The organism is Paenibacillus sp. FSL P2-0173, assembly GCF_038008045.1.
In the GTDB taxonomy this organism is placed as follows: domain Bacteria; phylum Bacillota; class Bacilli; order Paenibacillales; family Paenibacillaceae; genus Paenibacillus; species Paenibacillus polymyxa_B.
Window position 1 is genome coordinate 1746579 of record NZ_JBBOYK010000001.1, and the last position, 16043, is coordinate 1762621.

General features: G+C 48.0%; 12 protein-coding genes and 1 riboswitch. Of the genes, 3 read left to right on the top strand and 9 right to left on the bottom strand.

Going from position 1 to position 16043, the window contains the following annotated elements; all coding sequences use genetic code 11:
• Positions 1–64: 64 nt before the first annotated feature.
• Entirely contained in the window at positions 65–463 is a 399-nt protein-coding gene (gcvH, locus tag MKX30_RS07660) for a glycine cleavage system protein GcvH (protein WP_023989876.1), read from the bottom strand.
• 393 nt (positions 464–856) lie between these two features.
• Positions 857–955: riboswitch (glycine riboswitch) on the top strand.
• 177 nt (positions 956–1132) lie between these two features.
• Between gcvH and gcvT the strand changes: the two genes are divergently transcribed.
• From gcvT to gcvPB, 3 genes are all read left to right on the top strand, one after another.
• A complete protein-coding gene (gcvT, locus tag MKX30_RS07665) occupies positions 1133–2233 on the top strand; it encodes a glycine cleavage system aminomethyltransferase GcvT (RefSeq protein ID WP_069079966.1) in 1101 nt (366 codons plus the stop codon).
• A gap of 128 nt (positions 2234–2361) precedes the next feature.
• Entirely contained in the window at positions 2362–3717 is a 1356-nt protein-coding gene (gcvPA, locus tag MKX30_RS07670) for an aminomethyl-transferring glycine dehydrogenase subunit GcvPA (protein WP_023989878.1), read from the top strand.
• Positions 3714–5210, top strand: coding sequence for an aminomethyl-transferring glycine dehydrogenase subunit GcvPB (gene gcvPB, locus MKX30_RS07675; RefSeq protein ID WP_341062703.1), 1497 nt, complete (start codon positions 3714–3716; stop codon positions 5208–5210). The genes gcvPA and gcvPB overlap by 4 nt, the downstream gene beginning before the upstream one ends.
• Positions 5211–5328: 118 nt before the next feature.
• On the opposite strand, the gene ptsP is transcribed toward gcvPB, so the two are convergent.
• From ptsP to MKX30_RS07715, 8 genes are all read right to left on the bottom strand, one after another.
• Positions 5329–7041 (bottom strand): phosphoenolpyruvate--protein phosphotransferase, encoded by a 1713-nt coding sequence (gene ptsP, locus MKX30_RS07680; protein WP_023989880.1) that lies wholly within the window; start codon positions 7039–7041, stop codon positions 5329–5331.
• Complete coding sequence (locus MKX30_RS07685; RefSeq protein WP_013372579.1) at positions 7034–7309, bottom strand: HPr family phosphocarrier protein; 276 nt, start codon at positions 7307–7309, stop codon at positions 7034–7036. Before MKX30_RS07685 ends, ptsP begins: the two co-directional genes overlap by 8 nt.
• Positions 7310–7419: 110 nt before the next feature.
• Positions 7420–9465, bottom strand: a complete 2046-nt coding sequence (gene ptsG / locus MKX30_RS07690) for a glucose-specific PTS transporter subunit IIBC (RefSeq protein WP_023989881.1) — start codon at positions 9463–9465, stop codon at positions 7420–7422.
• Between the two features lie 252 nt (positions 9466–9717).
• Positions 9718–10578, bottom strand: a complete 861-nt coding sequence (gene glcT / locus MKX30_RS07695) for a glucose PTS transporter transcription antiterminator GlcT (protein ID WP_023989882.1) — start codon at positions 10576–10578, stop codon at positions 9718–9720.
• A 190-nt stretch (positions 10579–10768) separates the two neighbouring features.
• Entirely contained in the window at positions 10769–12304 is a 1536-nt protein-coding gene (locus MKX30_RS07700) for a flotillin family protein (protein ID WP_028542452.1), read from the bottom strand.
• 48 nt (positions 12305–12352) lie between these two features.
• Positions 12353–12871, bottom strand: coding sequence for a membrane protease regulatory membrane protein (locus tag MKX30_RS07705; protein WP_023989884.1), 519 nt, complete (start codon positions 12869–12871; stop codon positions 12353–12355).
• A 174-nt stretch (positions 12872–13045) separates the two neighbouring features.
• Positions 13046–14209 (bottom strand): iron-containing alcohol dehydrogenase, encoded by a 1164-nt coding sequence (locus tag MKX30_RS07710; protein ID WP_028542451.1) that lies wholly within the window; start codon positions 14207–14209, stop codon positions 13046–13048.
• A gap of 184 nt (positions 14210–14393) precedes the next feature.
• Positions 14394–16037 (bottom strand): UDP-glucose--hexose-1-phosphate uridylyltransferase, encoded by a 1644-nt coding sequence (locus MKX30_RS07715; RefSeq protein WP_028542450.1) that lies wholly within the window; start codon positions 16035–16037, stop codon positions 14394–14396.
• Positions 16038–16043: the final 6 nt, after the last annotated feature.

Below are 16043 nucleotides of genomic sequence, written 5' to 3' on the forward strand. Positions count from 1 at the left end.
GCGACTATTTTATACAAAAATCGAGCAGACAAATAACCCTCTTACTCCATACTACAATGCTCCATTATTGCTCATCGGAAATCAACTGCTCATACTGATCCGCAGACAGTAGCTTGCCCAAGGCTTCCTCCACATCTTTATCCATCTCTACTTCGATCATCCAACCTTTTTCATAGGGAGATTCATTCACTAGCTCAGGTGTACTTTCCAGCGTTTCATTCACTTTTAGTATGGTTCCCGTCACCGGAGCAAAAAGGTCGGATACTGTCTTCACCGATTCAATCGTACCGATCTCCGCTCCCTGCTCAATCGTTGCTCCCGCCTCAGGTAATTCTACAAAAACAATATCACCCAGTTGATGCTGTGCAAAGTCTGTAATACCAATTCGTACCGTTCCATTCTCTGTCCGCTGAACCCACTCATGTTCGTCTGTATACCAAAGTTGCTGCTTTACTTCACCCATTCTGTTCCCCTCACTTCCATATGAATAAAATCGCTTTTGCTCACTGTACTAGACAGGTTAAGATTATGACAACAAGAACACTCATGTCAATAATACTAACAAAAATACTTCATATCACCTCATATAGCGTACTATATAAAAATATGATAGCTTATAACAAACGCTTACATATCCTTATTTATATATTAAATGTTTTTTCTATTGTTTTTGATGACATTTTTATTGACATTTTGAATGAATTTGCGTATTAATGGGTTATAGCAAATGCTTTGGGAAACACCCCGACAACTGCAAACGCGGATGAACGCGGAGGGAGAGACTGCCAAAAAGATTCGCATAGCTGTTGCCGCTTGTGAGACATAAGTGCACGCGAATCGGATCAAGTTGTTATCTGCAAAGCCAGGTAATATACCGTTGATCCCGAAGGTAGCGCCGAAGGAGTAAACCTGCATTGCAGGTGAATCTCTCAGGCAAAAGGACCTCTGCCGGACGCATCTCTGGAGAGCATTCGCTATTGGAGCGGATCACCCAAGGGGAAACCCGGTACATACCGGGGTAACTTTCTGGTATCAAGGACAGAGCTGAAAAAAAGAGTGTAGACTGCCGTCTATACGTTTTTTTCGGCCTGTCTTTTTTGTTTAGCCGATCACACCGGATAGGAGTGGAATAATGACTAATTTGCGAAAAACACCGCTATATTCGTCCTACGGGACGCAGTCTGGGGTTCGTTGTATTGACTTTGGCGGCTGGGAGCTCCCGGTTCAGTTTAGCGGCATTCAAAAGGAGCATGAGGCCGTCCGGCAACGTGCGGGTTTATTCGATGTATCGCATATGGGCGAATTTTTGGTTGAAGGCAAAGAAGCCGAAGCTTTTCTGCAAAGGGTGACCACGAATGATGTCAGCCAGTTGGAACCAGGTCAGGCACAATATTCACTCCTGTGTTACCCCGATGGAGGGGTAGTAGACGACCTACTTGTTTACTGCAAAGGACCGGAACGCTACATGCTCGTTGTGAACGCATCCAACATCGATAAGGATTGGGATTGGCTAATTCGCCATATGCCTGCATCCGTTCACATGGAGAATGTGTCTGATGCGATAGCATTGCTAGCGTTGCAAGGACCGGAGGCAGCACGTATTGCCGCAGCCGTGGCAGATACGGACATTACGAATCTGGCATCTTTCCGCTTCCATGAGAATGTGCCATTGTTCGGAGCAAAAGCACTTGTCTCACGAACCGGATATACGGGCGAAGACGGTTTTGAATTTTATATACCTGCTGCGGAAGCACCAGCCGTATGGGAGGGTTTGCTTCGTTCCGGTGAGTCGTATGGGCTGATTCCCGCTGGACTTGGTGCTCGGGATACACTACGCTTTGAGGCACGGTTGCCGCTATATGGTCAGGAGTTATCTGCCACGATTTCGCCACTCGAAGCTGGTCTAGGTTTCTTCGTCAAGCTGAATAAAGGAGATTTTATCGGTAGAGAAGCACTGCAACGTCAGAAAGAACAAGGGATTCCTCGCAAATTGATCGGGCTGGAAATGATTGATCGCGGTATCCCACGCGCCCATTACCCGGTATTCGCAGAAGGACAACACATTGGTGAGGTCACAACGGGGACTCAGTCGCCCACCTTGAAGCGTAATCTGGGCCTCGCCTTGGTGGACAGTCGTTTTAGCGCCCTCTCCACACCGTTGGAGGTTGAGATTCGTGGCAAACGCCTGCGTGCCGAGGTGGTGGCAGCACCCTTTTATAAACGCCCGCGCTGATCTTAAACTCTTTTTATTTCTATAAAGCAAATATGTCAGATATGAACTTCTGGGTTTTTCATCTCACACACTTTTTTATTAGCTAATTTACGATCTAAAATCTTGCTTTTCGAAAGGAGTCAGAACCTATGAAGCAGCATCGTTATCTCCCTATGACTGAACAGGATCAAACCGAAATGCTGCGTGTGGTGGGTGTATCATCTATTGATGATTTATTCAGTGACATTCCAGAGGCCATTCGATATCAAGGGGAACTGCCTCTCTCTTCTCGACTCGATGAGAAAGCCTTAACCCGCCACTTGGCCGAGCTGGCCGGACACAACGCCAATACAGACACACATGCCAGCTTCCTTGGCGCAGGAATTTATGATCATCATATTCCGTCCGTCATCCAGCACATCACTTCACGCTCGGAATTCTATACAGCCTACACCCCCTATCAGCCGGAAGTAAGCCAAGGCGAGCTACAAGCCATTTTCGAGTTTCAGTCGTATATTTGCGAATTGACGGGCATGGCTGTAGCTAATGCCAGCATGTACGACGGAGCGACTGCACTGGCGGAAGCGGGCTCACTGTCCGCCGCAGCTACCCGCCGTAAACAGCTTATCGTATCAAGGTCCGTCCATCCGGAGGCACGTCAGGTATTGGCAGCCTATGCACGCGGATTGGATTTGGACATCGTGGAGATCGGCTGTTCGGACGGCGTAACGGATGCTGATGCGCTAGCGGCAGCCGTATCGGAACAGACCGCGGCTGTTTTGGTCCAAAGCCCCAACTTTTTCGGAGCCGTGGAAAACCTGAAGCCGATGGCTGACCTCATCCATGCGCACAAAGGTCTTTTGGTCGTCAGTGCCAATCCACTAGCACTTGGCTTGCTGGAAACACCCGGCAAACAGGGCGCGGATATTGTGGTAGGAGACGCGCAGCCACTTGGCATCTCCTCTTCTCTCGGCGGTCCGACCTGTGGATACTTTGCCGTTTCTCAGGCACATATGCGCCGTATCCCCGGCCGTATTGTGGGTCAGACCACAGACCGCAACGGTAAACGCGGCTTCGTGCTGACCTTGCAAGCGCGGGAACAGCATATCCGCCGCGAAAAGGCCACCTCTAACATTTGCTCCAACCAAGCGTTGCTAGCTTTATCTGCATCTGTATACTTGTCTGTCATGGGTAGACAGGGGATCAAGGAAGTAGCCGAGCTAAATTTGCATAAAAGCCGTTATGCTTTAGAGCAATTGCTGAGCTTGAAGGGCATAACTGCCTCGTTTAACGCACCAACCTTTAATGAGTTTGCCCTTAGACTGCCTGAGGGTACGGATATGAGCAAACTCCAGGCCGAGCTGCTAGCTGCTGGATTTATCGCTGGCTACGATTTGGGCCGGGACTATGAGGAACTTGCTGGTCACATGTTGATTGCCGTGACGGAGCAAAGGACCAAAGAAGAGATTGACCAATTTGTACACACCTTGGGGGGATTGCTATGACACACACCGGACAGGATCAGAAACAAGGGCTGTTGAAGGAACACGATCAAGCGCTCATTTTTGAATTGAGCCGTCCGGGTCGCATCGCCTATTCCCTTCCCGAGTGCGACGTTCCCCGTCGCCCGGTGGCAGAGCTTTTGCCAGATTATGCGCTGCGCAGCGAACCTGCGGCATTACCCGAGGTATACGAAGTAGACGTTATTCGGCATTATACTGCCTTGTCCCGGCGCAATTTCGGCGTGGACAACGGATTTTATCCGCTCGGCTCCTGTACGATGAAATACAATCCGAAAGTGAATGAGGATGTCGCCCGATATACAGGCTTCGCCAAAATCCATCCATATCAGCCCGAGGAGAGCATCCAGGGTGCCATGGAGCTGCTGTATACGCTCCAAAATGATTTGGCTGCGTTAACTGGCATGGATGCCGTCACGCTTCAGCCCGCCGCGGGCGCCCATGGCGAATGGACCGGGCTGATGATGATTCGCTCATACCACGAAGCACGTGGTGAGCGACGTACCAAGGTGCTCGTGCCGGATTCCTCGCACGGAACGAACCCCGCCAGCGCAACCGTCGCGGGCTTCGAAACAGTCACCCTTCCCTCCACCCCTGAGGGGCTGGTGGATCTGGATGCGTTACGTCAAGCCGTAGGCAACGACACCGCGGCGCTCATGCTGACCAATCCGAACACGCTTGGGCTGTTCGAGAAGCAAATCACTGACATTGCTGCCATCGTGCATGAAGCGGGTGGTCTGGTTTACTATGACGGGGCAAACTCCAACGCCATCATGGGGATTACCCGTCCCGGAGATATGGGCTTCGATGTAGTGCATCTCAATTTGCACAAAACGATGAGTACCCCGCACGGCGGCGGTGGCCCCGGCGCTGGGCCTGTCGGCGTAAAGCAACGGCTCATCCCTTATTTGCCCAAGCCGCTTGTCGTACGGGATCCGCAGGGGGTGTACCACTGGGACCGGGAACAGGGAGATTCTATTGGACGGGTTAAAGCCTTTTACGGCAACTTCGGTATTCTCGTCCGTGCCTATACCTATATCCGTAGCTACGGTCCTGATGGCTTAAAGCGTGTATCGGAATGCGCTGTGCTCAATGCCAATTACATGATGCATCGGCTCGCTCCACATTTTGACCTGCCCTACCCTGGACATTGTAAACACGAATTTGTAATGTCGGGGCGAGGCTTGAAAAAATTTGGAGTGCGTACGCTTGATGTAGCCAAACGGCTGCTTGATTTCGGCTACCATCCGCCTACAATTTATTTCCCTCTGAATGTAGAGGAATGCATCATGATCGAGCCCACGGAGACGGAAAGTAAGGAAACACTTGATGCTTTTGTCGACACTATGATTCATATTGCGCGGGAAGCAGAAGAGAACCCTGAGCTGGTGCTCAATGCACCATATACTACTCCAGTCACGCGATTGGACGAAACTACCGCAGCTCGCAAACCTGTACTGAATTGCTCATGCAGTTAAAACAAATTCTACTTAAAGCATGCAAAAAAGCCGGTATCTATTAGATACCGGCTGCTGTATGTACACAGCAATTTTTTTGTTGGAAAAAGATATAACCTTTGAAATGTAATACCCTTCCTTAACCTTCGATGCTTTGAACCAATTCAACAACCTGTTCTGCTGTTTGCATGTCCAGAGCTTTTGTAGCCAGTTTTTCCATGTCCGCACGGGACAACTTGGAGATTTGACTACGTGCTGGCAGAATGGAAGTTGCACTCATACTGAACTCATCAAGTCCCAGACCCAGCAGCAACGGAATTGCTGTTGTATCTCCTGCCATTTCGCCACACATACCAACCCAACGCCCTTCACGGTGAGCGGCATCAATAACCATTTTCACCAGACGCAGAATGGATGGATTGTATGGTTGATACAGGTAAGAAACCCGCTCGTTCATGCGATCCGCTGCCATTGTGTATTGAATCAGATCATTTGTACCGATACTGAAGAAATCCACTTCTTTTGCGAATTGGTCAGCCAATACCGCTGTAGAAGGAATTTCTACCATGATGCCCAGCTGAATTTCTTCAGATACGGATACACCCTCGGTTACCAACTTTTCCTTTTCTTCCAACAAAACAGCTTTAGCTTCACGGAATTCGTTCAGCGTAGCAATCATTGGGAACATGATGCGCAGGTTACCATGCACACTCGCACGCAACAAAGCACGCAATTGAGTGCGGAAAATATCCTGGCGATCCAGACACAGACGAATAGCACGGAATCCAAGGAACGGATTCATTTCTTTTGGCAGGTCCAGATAAGGAAGTTCTTTGTCGCCACCGATATCCAAAGTACGGACTACAACCGGTTTACCTTCCATTCTTTCCAGAACGGTTTTGTACGCCGTATACTGTACTTCTTCGGATGGAAGCTTATCGCGTCCCATGTACAAGAACTCCGTACGGTACAAGCCAACGCCTTCACCACCGTTGTCCAGAACACCAGCTACATCATTAGGCGTACCAATATTGGCTGCCAGTTCGACATGGACACCATCGACAGAAACCGTAGCTTCGCCGCGCAGCTTACGCCACTCTTCGCGTTGCTTGTCGTATGCCACCTGTTTAGCACGGTATTCCGCAACAATCTCTTCGGTAGGGTTCACGAATACGTGACCATCCAAACCATCAACGATAATCAAATCACCGCTTTTAGCTTGAGACAATATATTTTTCGTTCCCACAACTGCAGGAATTTCAAGTGAGCGAGCCATAATAGCCGAATGCGAAGTACGTCCGCCGATGTTCGTTGCAAAACCTTTAACAAATTCACGGTTCAGCTGAGCTGTGTCGGAAGGTGTCAAATCTTCTGCAAGCACAATCGTTTCTTCGGCAATTTCTGCAGGACTAACAAAATGAACACCAAGCAGGTGATTCAGGATCCGCTTGGTTACGTCACGCATGTCCGATGCGCGTTCTTGCAAATAGGCACTTTTCATGTTTTCAAACATGGAAATGAACTGTGTAGCTACTTCATTCAAAGCATAGTCAGCATTAAGCTGCTCGTCTCTGATTTTAGCTTTAACCGGATCGATCAATTCAGGATCATTCAGGATGAGCAGGTGAGATGCAAAAATTTCTGCTTTTTTCTCTCCCAGCTCCTGAAGCGTTTTCTCCTTAATCGATTCCAATTCGGTTTGAGATTGTGCCAAAGCCGCATCCAATCTCGCGATTTCAGCTTCAACATCACCAACCGCGCGTCTCTCTACAGCGTAATTCGGATGCTCCAAGATAAACGCCCGGGCAATGGCTATGCCTGCCGAAGCGGCAATCCCGGAAATTTTAAGCATGAACTTCGCCCAGCCCTTCGTTAACGATTACATTTTCAAGAGCTTTCAGTGCTTCGGCAGCTTCAGCGCCTTCGCAGATAATGTTAATAGTATCGCCTTGTTCCAGACCCAGGGACAATACACCCAGAATGGATTTCAAAGTTACTTTTTTACCGTTAGCTTCGGCAAAAGATTCAGCACCGCTGAATTTGTTAGCTGTATTTACCAGCGCAGTTGCAGGACGTGCATGGATACCGTCTTCATCCGTAATTCTAAAAGTTGTTTGCATAATTTGTTCCTCCCACTTTCCTAAAGATAATATTTGTTTACACGCAGTATACCAGATCATTGATCAGACGGCCTAAGCCGCCTAATCAACTAATCCGAAACACATAGAGTTTATTTTATCGTAATTATACCATCTTCGCCAGCCTTCAATACTCCAGTTTTGTTTAAAGTTACCGAAGAACCTTCTGGAAGGTTAGTAAAAATGACAGGTGAGATGATGGATTTAGCGTTTGCCTTCACGTATTCCAGGTCTACTTTCATAATAGGCTGGCCAGCTGACACAAGATCGCCTTCGTTCACCAAAACGTCAAATCCTTGGCCTTTAAGCTTCACAGTATTCACCCCGATATGAACAAGCACTTCTTTACCGCCATCGGATTGAATACCAATCGCATGCTTGCTTGGGAATACATTGAATACTTTACCATAAACAGGGGACACAATCGTTCCATCATTTGGCACGACCGCAAAACCGTCACCTGTCATACGTTCTGCAAATACCGGATCGGGAACCGTCGAGATATCAACCAATTCGCCGTTAACAGGCATTACAATATCTTCTACAATAATGGTTTGTTGTTCTTCTCCAGCTTCCTTCTCCTCTTGTGGAGCAGGTTGCGCCGGAGCTGGTGCAGGTGTACGTCCAGCCATGATATCAGCCATTTGAGATTTAATGGTGTCGGAACGTGTACCGAAAATTGCCTGTACGTTGTTACCGACTTCAAGGACACCAGATGCGCCAAGTTGTTTCAGACGAGCTTTGTCAACGTTCGATTTCTCATTAACCTCGATCCGAAGACGTGTGATACAAGCATCCAGATGCTTGATATTCGATGAACCACCGAAAGCTGCCAAAATGTTGTGCGGGAGCTCATCACTACTACCGACTGCTGCGCCATCCACATTATCTGTAGCTTCTTCACGTCCTGGTGTTTTCAAGTTGAACTTCCGTATGATGAACCGGAATCCGAAGTAGTAAATAACTGCCAAAATCAGACCGACGATAATTACATACCACCAAGGCGTACGGGTTGGAATAATCCCGAAAATCAGGAAGTCAATAAATCCGCCTGAGAAGGTCATACCGATTTTGACATGTAAAATTTGCATGGTCATAAATGACAGACCTGCGAATATACAGTGTACTGCAAACAGCAGTGGAGCTACGAACAGGAAGGAAAATTCCAGTGGCTCCGTAATACCTGTCAAGAACGAAGTCAATGCTGCTGAACCCATAATACCTGCTACATATTTTTTGTGTTCTGGTCTTGCTTCATGGTACATTGCAAGCGCTGCTGCCGGCAAACCGAACATCATGAATGGGAATTTACCCACTTGGAACGTACTTGCTGTCAACGCCACTCCGTCGCGAAGCTGGCTGAAGAAGATCTGCTGGTCACCGTGAACGGTTTGACCTGCCTTGTTAACATATTCACCAAACTCAAACCAGAACGGTGAATACCAGATGTGATGCAAACCAAATGGAATCAGCGCGCGTTCGATAACACCGAACAGGAACGCCGACAAAGTCGGGTTGGAATACACCATAAAGTGAGATACTGCATTAAGTCCTTGTTGAACTGGAGGCCAGATCAGAACCAGCGCAAGTCCGACAATCAGTGAGGATACCGCCGTTGCAATCGGAACAAAACGCTTACCCGCGAAAAAGCCCAGATACGAAGGAAGCTCAATTTTGAAAAAGCGGTTGTACATGGCCGCGGCCAGTATACCGATGATTATCCCGCCGAACACCCCGGTTTGAAGCGTTGGAATCCCTAACACGTTTGCATAACCCGGTATTTTTTGAGCAATCAGACCAGGTGTGACACCCACGGCTGTACCCAGAGTAATGTTCATAACGAGGTAACCGATGATGGCAGCCAAACCTGCTACACCCTCACCGCCCGCCAGACCGACGGCTACGCCGACTGCGAACAACAGTGCCAGATTATCAAAAACGATTTGTCCGGCATTCATCATGATCGTCGCTACCGATTGAACCCAGCCCGCATTTAATGCCGGAATGTACTGGAGAAAATCAGGATTGACCAGCATGTTACCGATACCCAATAAAAGCCCCGCAGCTGGCAAAATCGCTACAGGAAGCATTAATGCTTTACCGACACGCTGTAAAACGCCGAAAAGCTTTTTAAACATACCTTCCACATCCTTCTCTGAAATTTAGAACAGAGGCAAAACAACAAAAAAGGCATGAGCCGATTTAAGTATGTTTGAAAACAACCTTGGGATATAGCTTGCCCCAGTAGGCTGTAAACAATCATAACTTAAAACAACTCATGCCTGATCGAATCAGTAACACGTTTAATGTTCAGTTGTTGTCTTCCTCATTGCAAAATTGATTATAGCACCCCTCTAAATGCGAGGCAATACTTTTTTATTCCGGTTTTATCACTTTTGTTGCTCCCCCTGCTCTTTGCGTTGGGACAACCGCTGCAGATGCATTGTCAAATAACTAACCTCAGCTGGATACACAGATTTACGGAGTCTTTTCTCCATAATTTTCGTGAGCTTCCAGGCCAGCATATACATTTCCGGGTACTCCTCATTCAAAAGCTTGTCCAATCGATAAATCTCCTGCACAATTTCTCCCCGGCGCACACGTTCAATCGCAAACCTCAGATGAGTCAGCAGTCGAGAATAATCAAGAGATTGGAGAGGAATACGATAATCCAGTGTGGTCTCGACAACCTGAACCATATCAGCAATCAGACGAGAATCCTTCCTCACCTCGGAGATATGCTGGTTTGTCATGGCGCTATAAATATGCAGGGCCACGAATCCGATTTCATCTTCTCCCAGATCTACATCCATCTTATCCCTGATTAGAGCAACAGCCTGCTCAGCCATCTTGTATTCCTGAGGATATATTTCCCTAGTCTCATACAAAAACGGATTATGAATCGTAATTCCCTGTTTATGACGGTTGATGGAAAAAGCGATATGGTCAGTTAAAGCAATCAGTATGTGCTCATTTAGAGGCTTCTTAGCTTGAAGCTGAACAAGATGAAGCACCTCACCGATGACCTCAATGAGCTTTTCATCCAGCTCAGGAAGCAACCGTTTGTATTGCTCCTGTTCTTCATGGCTTTTTAATATAAATAATTTTTCAACTGAATCCAACGGCATAAGATCACCGGGTCTGCGATTGAAACCGATTCCTTTTCCAATCACAACAACCTCATCATGCTCGGGATGCATCCCTATAATCACATTGTTATTCAGCGCTTTGGCCACTTTTAGGCTGCTCACATCCGCACCTCTTTTATCAGAACCTTGATCCTAAGAATTATAGCATGAAGCTCAGAGGAATCCACGTTAAAGTACCAAATATTCGGCTAAAGGTCAATAAAAAGAAAACGCTTTTCATCACATTGCCGGGAAATGCTGTGATGAAAAGCGGTCTTTTGGTTAGGGGTAGATGCTCCCCAAAGACTTACCGTTATTCTTTATCTGTTAGTGCTGCCTCCACCGAGGCTGGAAGATGCTGCTTATTCCCTTCACCGGAGGACGGCACGGAATGAAGGCCTTTTTTCCCAGTCGTCAGCCCCTTGATTAACTGCTCCACATCAATGCCTGATACACTCTTCAGCATCTCAGGTGCCGTAGCCATCAGTTCGGTGACATAATTGCTGACACGCGCTGCTCCTTCTCCTTTTCCCGTATCAACTACGGTGAGTTTATCAATGGACGCAATCGGTTCGGCAATACGTCCAGCCAGATCAGGCAACATTTTTACGATAATATCGAGCACGGCGGCCTCTCCAAACTTCTGGAACGCCTCCGCCAGTTTTTCCTTGGCCTCCGCTTCTGCAAGTCCACGCAAACGGATGACATCTGCGTCTGCCGTACCTTTGGCGCGTTCGGCATCCGCTTCTGCTTGCCCGTTGAGACGTTTTTGTTCAGCTGACGCTTTAGCCTGTGTCTCAATCGAGTATTGCAGCGATTCAGCCTCACGCATTTTACGCGATTTATCTGCTTCCGCCGCTTGCTCGACCGCATACCGATCGGCTTCTGCCTTCTTTTTCACTTCCGCATCATATTGCTTTTCACGTACCTGTATTTCCTTGGATTGAAGATCAATTTCCCGTTCTTTGCGCACCAGCTCGACCTTCATCTGCTCCTCGACAGCAGTCTGCTTGGCACGGGCCTCCTGGATGTGATAAGCCTGATCGGCTTCTGCCTTCGCTGTATCCTGTTCTTTCTTAAACGAAGCCACTTTCAGTTCCTTCTCCTTGGCTGCCTCCGCAATGTTGGTATCCCGCAGCAGTTCGGCCTTCTGGCCTTCCTGTTCCGCACGCGCCTTCTGAATCCGGGCATCCCGCACAGCCTCGGCTTCTGCAATCTCAGCATCCCGTTTCACAGCGGCAATTCTCGGCTTACCAAGCGCATCCAGATATCCGTGCTTATCACGCACATCTTTGATGGTGAATGAAACGATTTGCAAGCCCATCTTTTTCAGATCACGAGCAGCCACGCCCTGCACTTCCTGCGCAAACCGATCCCGATTACGATAAACTTCTTCCACTGTCATCGAACCGAGGATTGCGCGCAAATGTCCCTCCAGCACTTCCTGAGCCTCTCCCCTAAGAGCCTCCAGTGGCTTCCCGATGAACTGCTCGGCTGCTGTAGCCACATCCTCAATAGAACTGCCGACCTTGATGATCGCCACACCATCCGCAATCACGGGAACTCCTTGCTCCGTATACACTTCCGGTGTGGTTACGTCCAGTTTATGGGACAACAGAGAGATGAATTCGGACTGCTGGAAAATTGGCCAAATGAAGGCCCCCCCGCCGCGTACAATTTTAATTTTGCGTCCAGAGTCATCCTCGGAAATATTTTTATTTCCCAGAAAAGAGCCCGTCACGATCATCCCTTCATCCGGTCCTACCGTTTTGTAACGGGCCCAAAAAGCGATCCCTAATATAACGATAACGATGACAACAATCCCAGGGACCAACACAATATCTTGCAAATTTGACACTCCCGATCACGCTCCCTTCAAGTTAAGCGAATGCGCCGTCTATGTGTCCAGGTACGCTACGCGGACGACGCCCTCTGCGACCTCAACCACGACGATACGGGTTCCCGCAGCAAGCGGTTTGTGATCGAAGCTAGATGCTGTATGTATGGTGTTGCCTGCACCCAAGCGGATCATAACCTCCCCGTAACCAACCTCAGGTACAGGAATGGTGACCTCACCGATCCGGCCAGTCAGCTCACGCATGGAGAAGCCGCTGGATACCTCCGAATTCGCCATGGGTTTGATAAACGCAAAGAACACGAGTATTCCGATGACAAACGCAATCCCTAAAGCAAGCACGACGACCCACCCCATGCTCAGCCCGGTATACTTTGTCAGCAGTACTCCAGCCCCGCCAAAAGCGGTCATGGCTCCAAGTAAAACGACAGGTCTGAACCAATCGAGGCCCGGTAGCTCCAATGCACCATCCAGCCAACCACCGAGTACATCTCCAATCAGCACACTGACTACGGTAAAGATAGCGCCCCCTGCCAATAACCACCAAAATATGGTTTCCATGCGACTCCTCCTTCCATGTACCTTTTCAGTCTGGTTTCCAGTCTATAACTATGTTTACGTATTCAACCTTAAAAAGTTTCAAAATTTTCCTCCAAAATCCCAAATCAAACCCAAAAAAGCACGTTCGTACGTCTAATGACGCACAAACGTGCTTAAAATGATACAAATGTCGGTTTACAGAGATGCTTTGTAAATTTCGACTACATCTTCGCGATTGAGCTTATTAAAGCCACCAAAAGATCCAAATTTCACAGCTTTATCAGCCATAACATCGATTTGGGACGCATCAATATCGTAATCAGCCAGACGGCTTGGTGCACCAATCGAGTTCCAGAAATCACGCAGCGCCTGAATACCCTCCAGCGCCACTTCTTCATCGCTCTTGCCTTCTGGGTTTACATGGAACACATTGACGGCCAGTTGCTTGAAGCGTTCAGGCTTCACATGCAGATTGTGTTTCATCCAGTTCGGGAACAGAATAGCCAGTCCTCCACCATGTGGAATATCATAAACAGCAGACACAGCATGTTCGATATTGTGAGTAGCCCAGTCACCTGTCAGCCCCATGTTTAGGAAGCCGTTCAGCGCCATCGTACCACAATACATAATCGTTTCACGCAGCTCGTAGTTTTCCAGATCGTTGACCAGACCTGGAGCCGCATCCATGACCGTACGCAAAATCGTTTCGCACCAGCCAAGTTGGACCGGAGTATTGGATTCCAAATGGAAATAATGCTCCAGCGTATGTGACATCATATCTACGATTCCGTAAACGGTTTGATTTTGCGGCAGAGAGTATGTGTTCACAGGATCAAGAATAGAAAACGCAGGGAACGCAAATACGCTGCCCCAGCCCAATTTTTCCTGTGTTTTTTCATTTGTAATAACAGAACCCGCATTCATTTCAGAACCGGTAGCTGCCATGGTCAAAACCGTACCTAGTGGCAATGCTGCCTGTGGTGCCGCTTTACGCTCTGCAAAATCCCACATGTCGCCATCATATTTTGCACCAACAGCAATGGCTTTGGAGCAATCCAGCACACTACCACCGCCTACAGCCAGAACGAGGTCGATTTGATGTGTTTTACACAATTCAACGCCTTTATGTACTGTAGATAAGCGAGGATTCGGTTCTACACCAGCCAGTTCCGTTACCTCTGCACCGATTTCACCAAGCAAACTTATTACATTATCGTACAAACCGCTGCGCTTAATGCTGCCGCCGCCATATACAAGCAGTACACGTTTACCATATTTAGGAACTTCACGCTTGAGAGCCTCCAATTGTCCTTTACCGAAGATCAATTGTGTAGGATTATAAAATTCGAATGCTTTCATCGCAAACGCTCGCCTCCAATAGTTCTAAAGTTTAATGTTAAGAAACTACTCTATTATAACCTTTTCGGTTACAGGAAACAAATCTGCTTTATTTTCAGAAAAAAACCACACTCCTTGAGGAGCATGGTTCCATGTCATATCTTGGGAGGGTTCTCGTAGAGTATTATGTGCTGCGCAAGCAATTTTATTCTCCCAAAGTATATCCCAATTGTTTCATAAAACGACCAAAGGCCTGTTGACCGGACGGATTTCGTTTATACACTCCTGCATGCTCTAAAATTTCACTGAATTTCAGTCCAACCTCATTTTGTACGGTACGAACAGCCGTCTCCTTGTCAGGCAAACGACCGAACCGGGTGTTTAACTGATAAATCCAGTCTGCATGCTTAAACAGTGGATGTCCTTCCTGCTGCATAGCCACAGCCAGCTTGTCATCCCCACACAAAATATCTGCAATTCCATCCAGTTCATCCTTGAGCCGCCCCGGTAATATGGCAAGTCCCATAACTTCGATCAGACCGATATTTTCCTTCTTGATGTGATGCATCTCGCGGTGAGGATGGAAAATACCTTCCGGATACTCTTCACTCGTTCGGTTGTTACGCAGTACGAGATCCATCTGGTACCTGCCTTCGGCATCACGGCGCACAATCGGCGTCACGGTATTATGCGGAATCGTTTCCCCTTCCTGCTCTGTATGAGAGAGGACATCAGCTACAGGATCACTATAAACTTTCCAGGCTTCAAAAGCAGCATTTCCCGCTTCCAACAACGCCTCGGCATCTGTTGACGTAAAACGGATGACCGACATCGGCCAGTTTACAATCCCCGCTGTAACCTGCGGGAACGCTTCATTATGGTATATGCCGTCCACACCCGCTTTTTCAATTGGGAATGTATGACGACCACCCTGAAAATGATCATGGGTCAGGATCGATCCGCCGACAATCGGCAGATCCGCATTGGAGCCAATAAAATAATGCGGAAACGCTTTCGTAAAGGCCAGCAATCGGCGCAGTGTATCCTTCGTAAGCTTCATCGGTACATGATCATGATGGAACACAATGCAGTGCTCGTTGTAATACACATAGGGTGAATATTGAAAAAACCACGGTTCCCCATTCAATTCCACCGGAATGATGCGCAAATTTTGACGGGACGGATGATTTACCCTTCCTGCATATCCGACGTTTTCACGGCATAATTGACACTTGGGATAAACAGGCGGCGGCAAAAGCTTCGCCATCGCAATTTCTTTAGGACTTTTTTCTGGCTTGGACAAATTAATCGTGATTTCCATATCTCCGTAAGATGTCGACTGATTCCAGTACACATTGCTGGCAACCCGATCCATTCGAATGTAGTTCGAAACGATGGATAATTGATAAAAAGCATCTGTCGCCGCCTCTATGCCACGTTCAGCCTCCGTTTGATGAAAGTCACGGATGACTTCAGACGGTCTCGCCATCAGCAGTCCCATGATTTTGGAATCAAGCAAATCGCGATACGTATCTGTGTTTTCAGGGATAAGTCCTATGGCAAAACCATAATCTATCAATACATTAAGCACAGGCTGGAGAGCTTCGGGGGCCATAACGCCCCCTGCTTCCCCACCTGAATAAGGCTCCGAAAACCCAAACTGCTCCAACAGCAGATTACGGCTGTAATCTGTATCTTGCGGACCGATCAAGCCCTTGTTTTGTGCGAATGCAACCAGTTGCTCCACCGCATATAGAGCCGATTGCTGCACAGTTTCGTCGATGTCATGGGCCAGATGCCGGGAATGTTCCCGGCCTTGGCCTTTATCTGCAGATTGGCGCTCGCTCATATGTCA

What these genes read in the sequence shown, in the direction of transcription:
- MKX30_RS07685 (WP_013372579.1), bottom strand. Translation starts at nt 7,309, where the DNA reads ATGCAAACAACTTTTAGAATTACGGATGAAGACGGTATCCATGCACGT.
- MKX30_RS07705 (WP_023989884.1), bottom strand. Translation starts at nt 12,871, where the DNA reads ATGGAAACCATATTTTGGTGGTTATTGGCAGGGGGCGCTATCTTTACC.
- gcvT (WP_069079966.1), top strand. Translation starts at nt 1,133, where the DNA reads ATGACTAATTTGCGAAAAACACCGCTATATTCGTCCTACGGGACGCAG.
- ptsG (WP_023989881.1), bottom strand. Translation starts at nt 9,465, where the DNA reads ATGTTTAAAAAGCTTTTCGGCGTTTTACAGCGTGTCGGTAAAGCATTA.
- gcvH (WP_023989876.1), bottom strand. Translation starts at nt 463, where the DNA reads ATGGGTGAAGTAAAGCAGCAACTTTGGTATACAGACGAACATGAGTGG.
- MKX30_RS07715 (WP_028542450.1), bottom strand. Translation starts at nt 16,037, where the DNA reads ATGAGCGAGCGCCAATCTGCAGATAAAGGCCAAGGCCGGGAACATTCC.
- ptsP (WP_023989880.1), bottom strand. Translation starts at nt 7,041, where the DNA reads ATGCTTAAAATTTCCGGGATTGCCGCTTCGGCAGGCATAGCCATTGCC.
- gcvPA (WP_023989878.1), top strand. Translation starts at nt 2,362, where the DNA reads ATGAAGCAGCATCGTTATCTCCCTATGACTGAACAGGATCAAACCGAA.
- MKX30_RS07710 (WP_028542451.1), bottom strand. Translation starts at nt 14,209, where the DNA reads ATGAAAGCATTCGAATTTTATAATCCTACACAATTGATCTTCGGTAAA.
- gcvPB (WP_341062703.1), top strand. Translation starts at nt 3,714, where the DNA reads ATGACACACACCGGACAGGATCAGAAACAAGGGCTGTTGAAGGAACAC.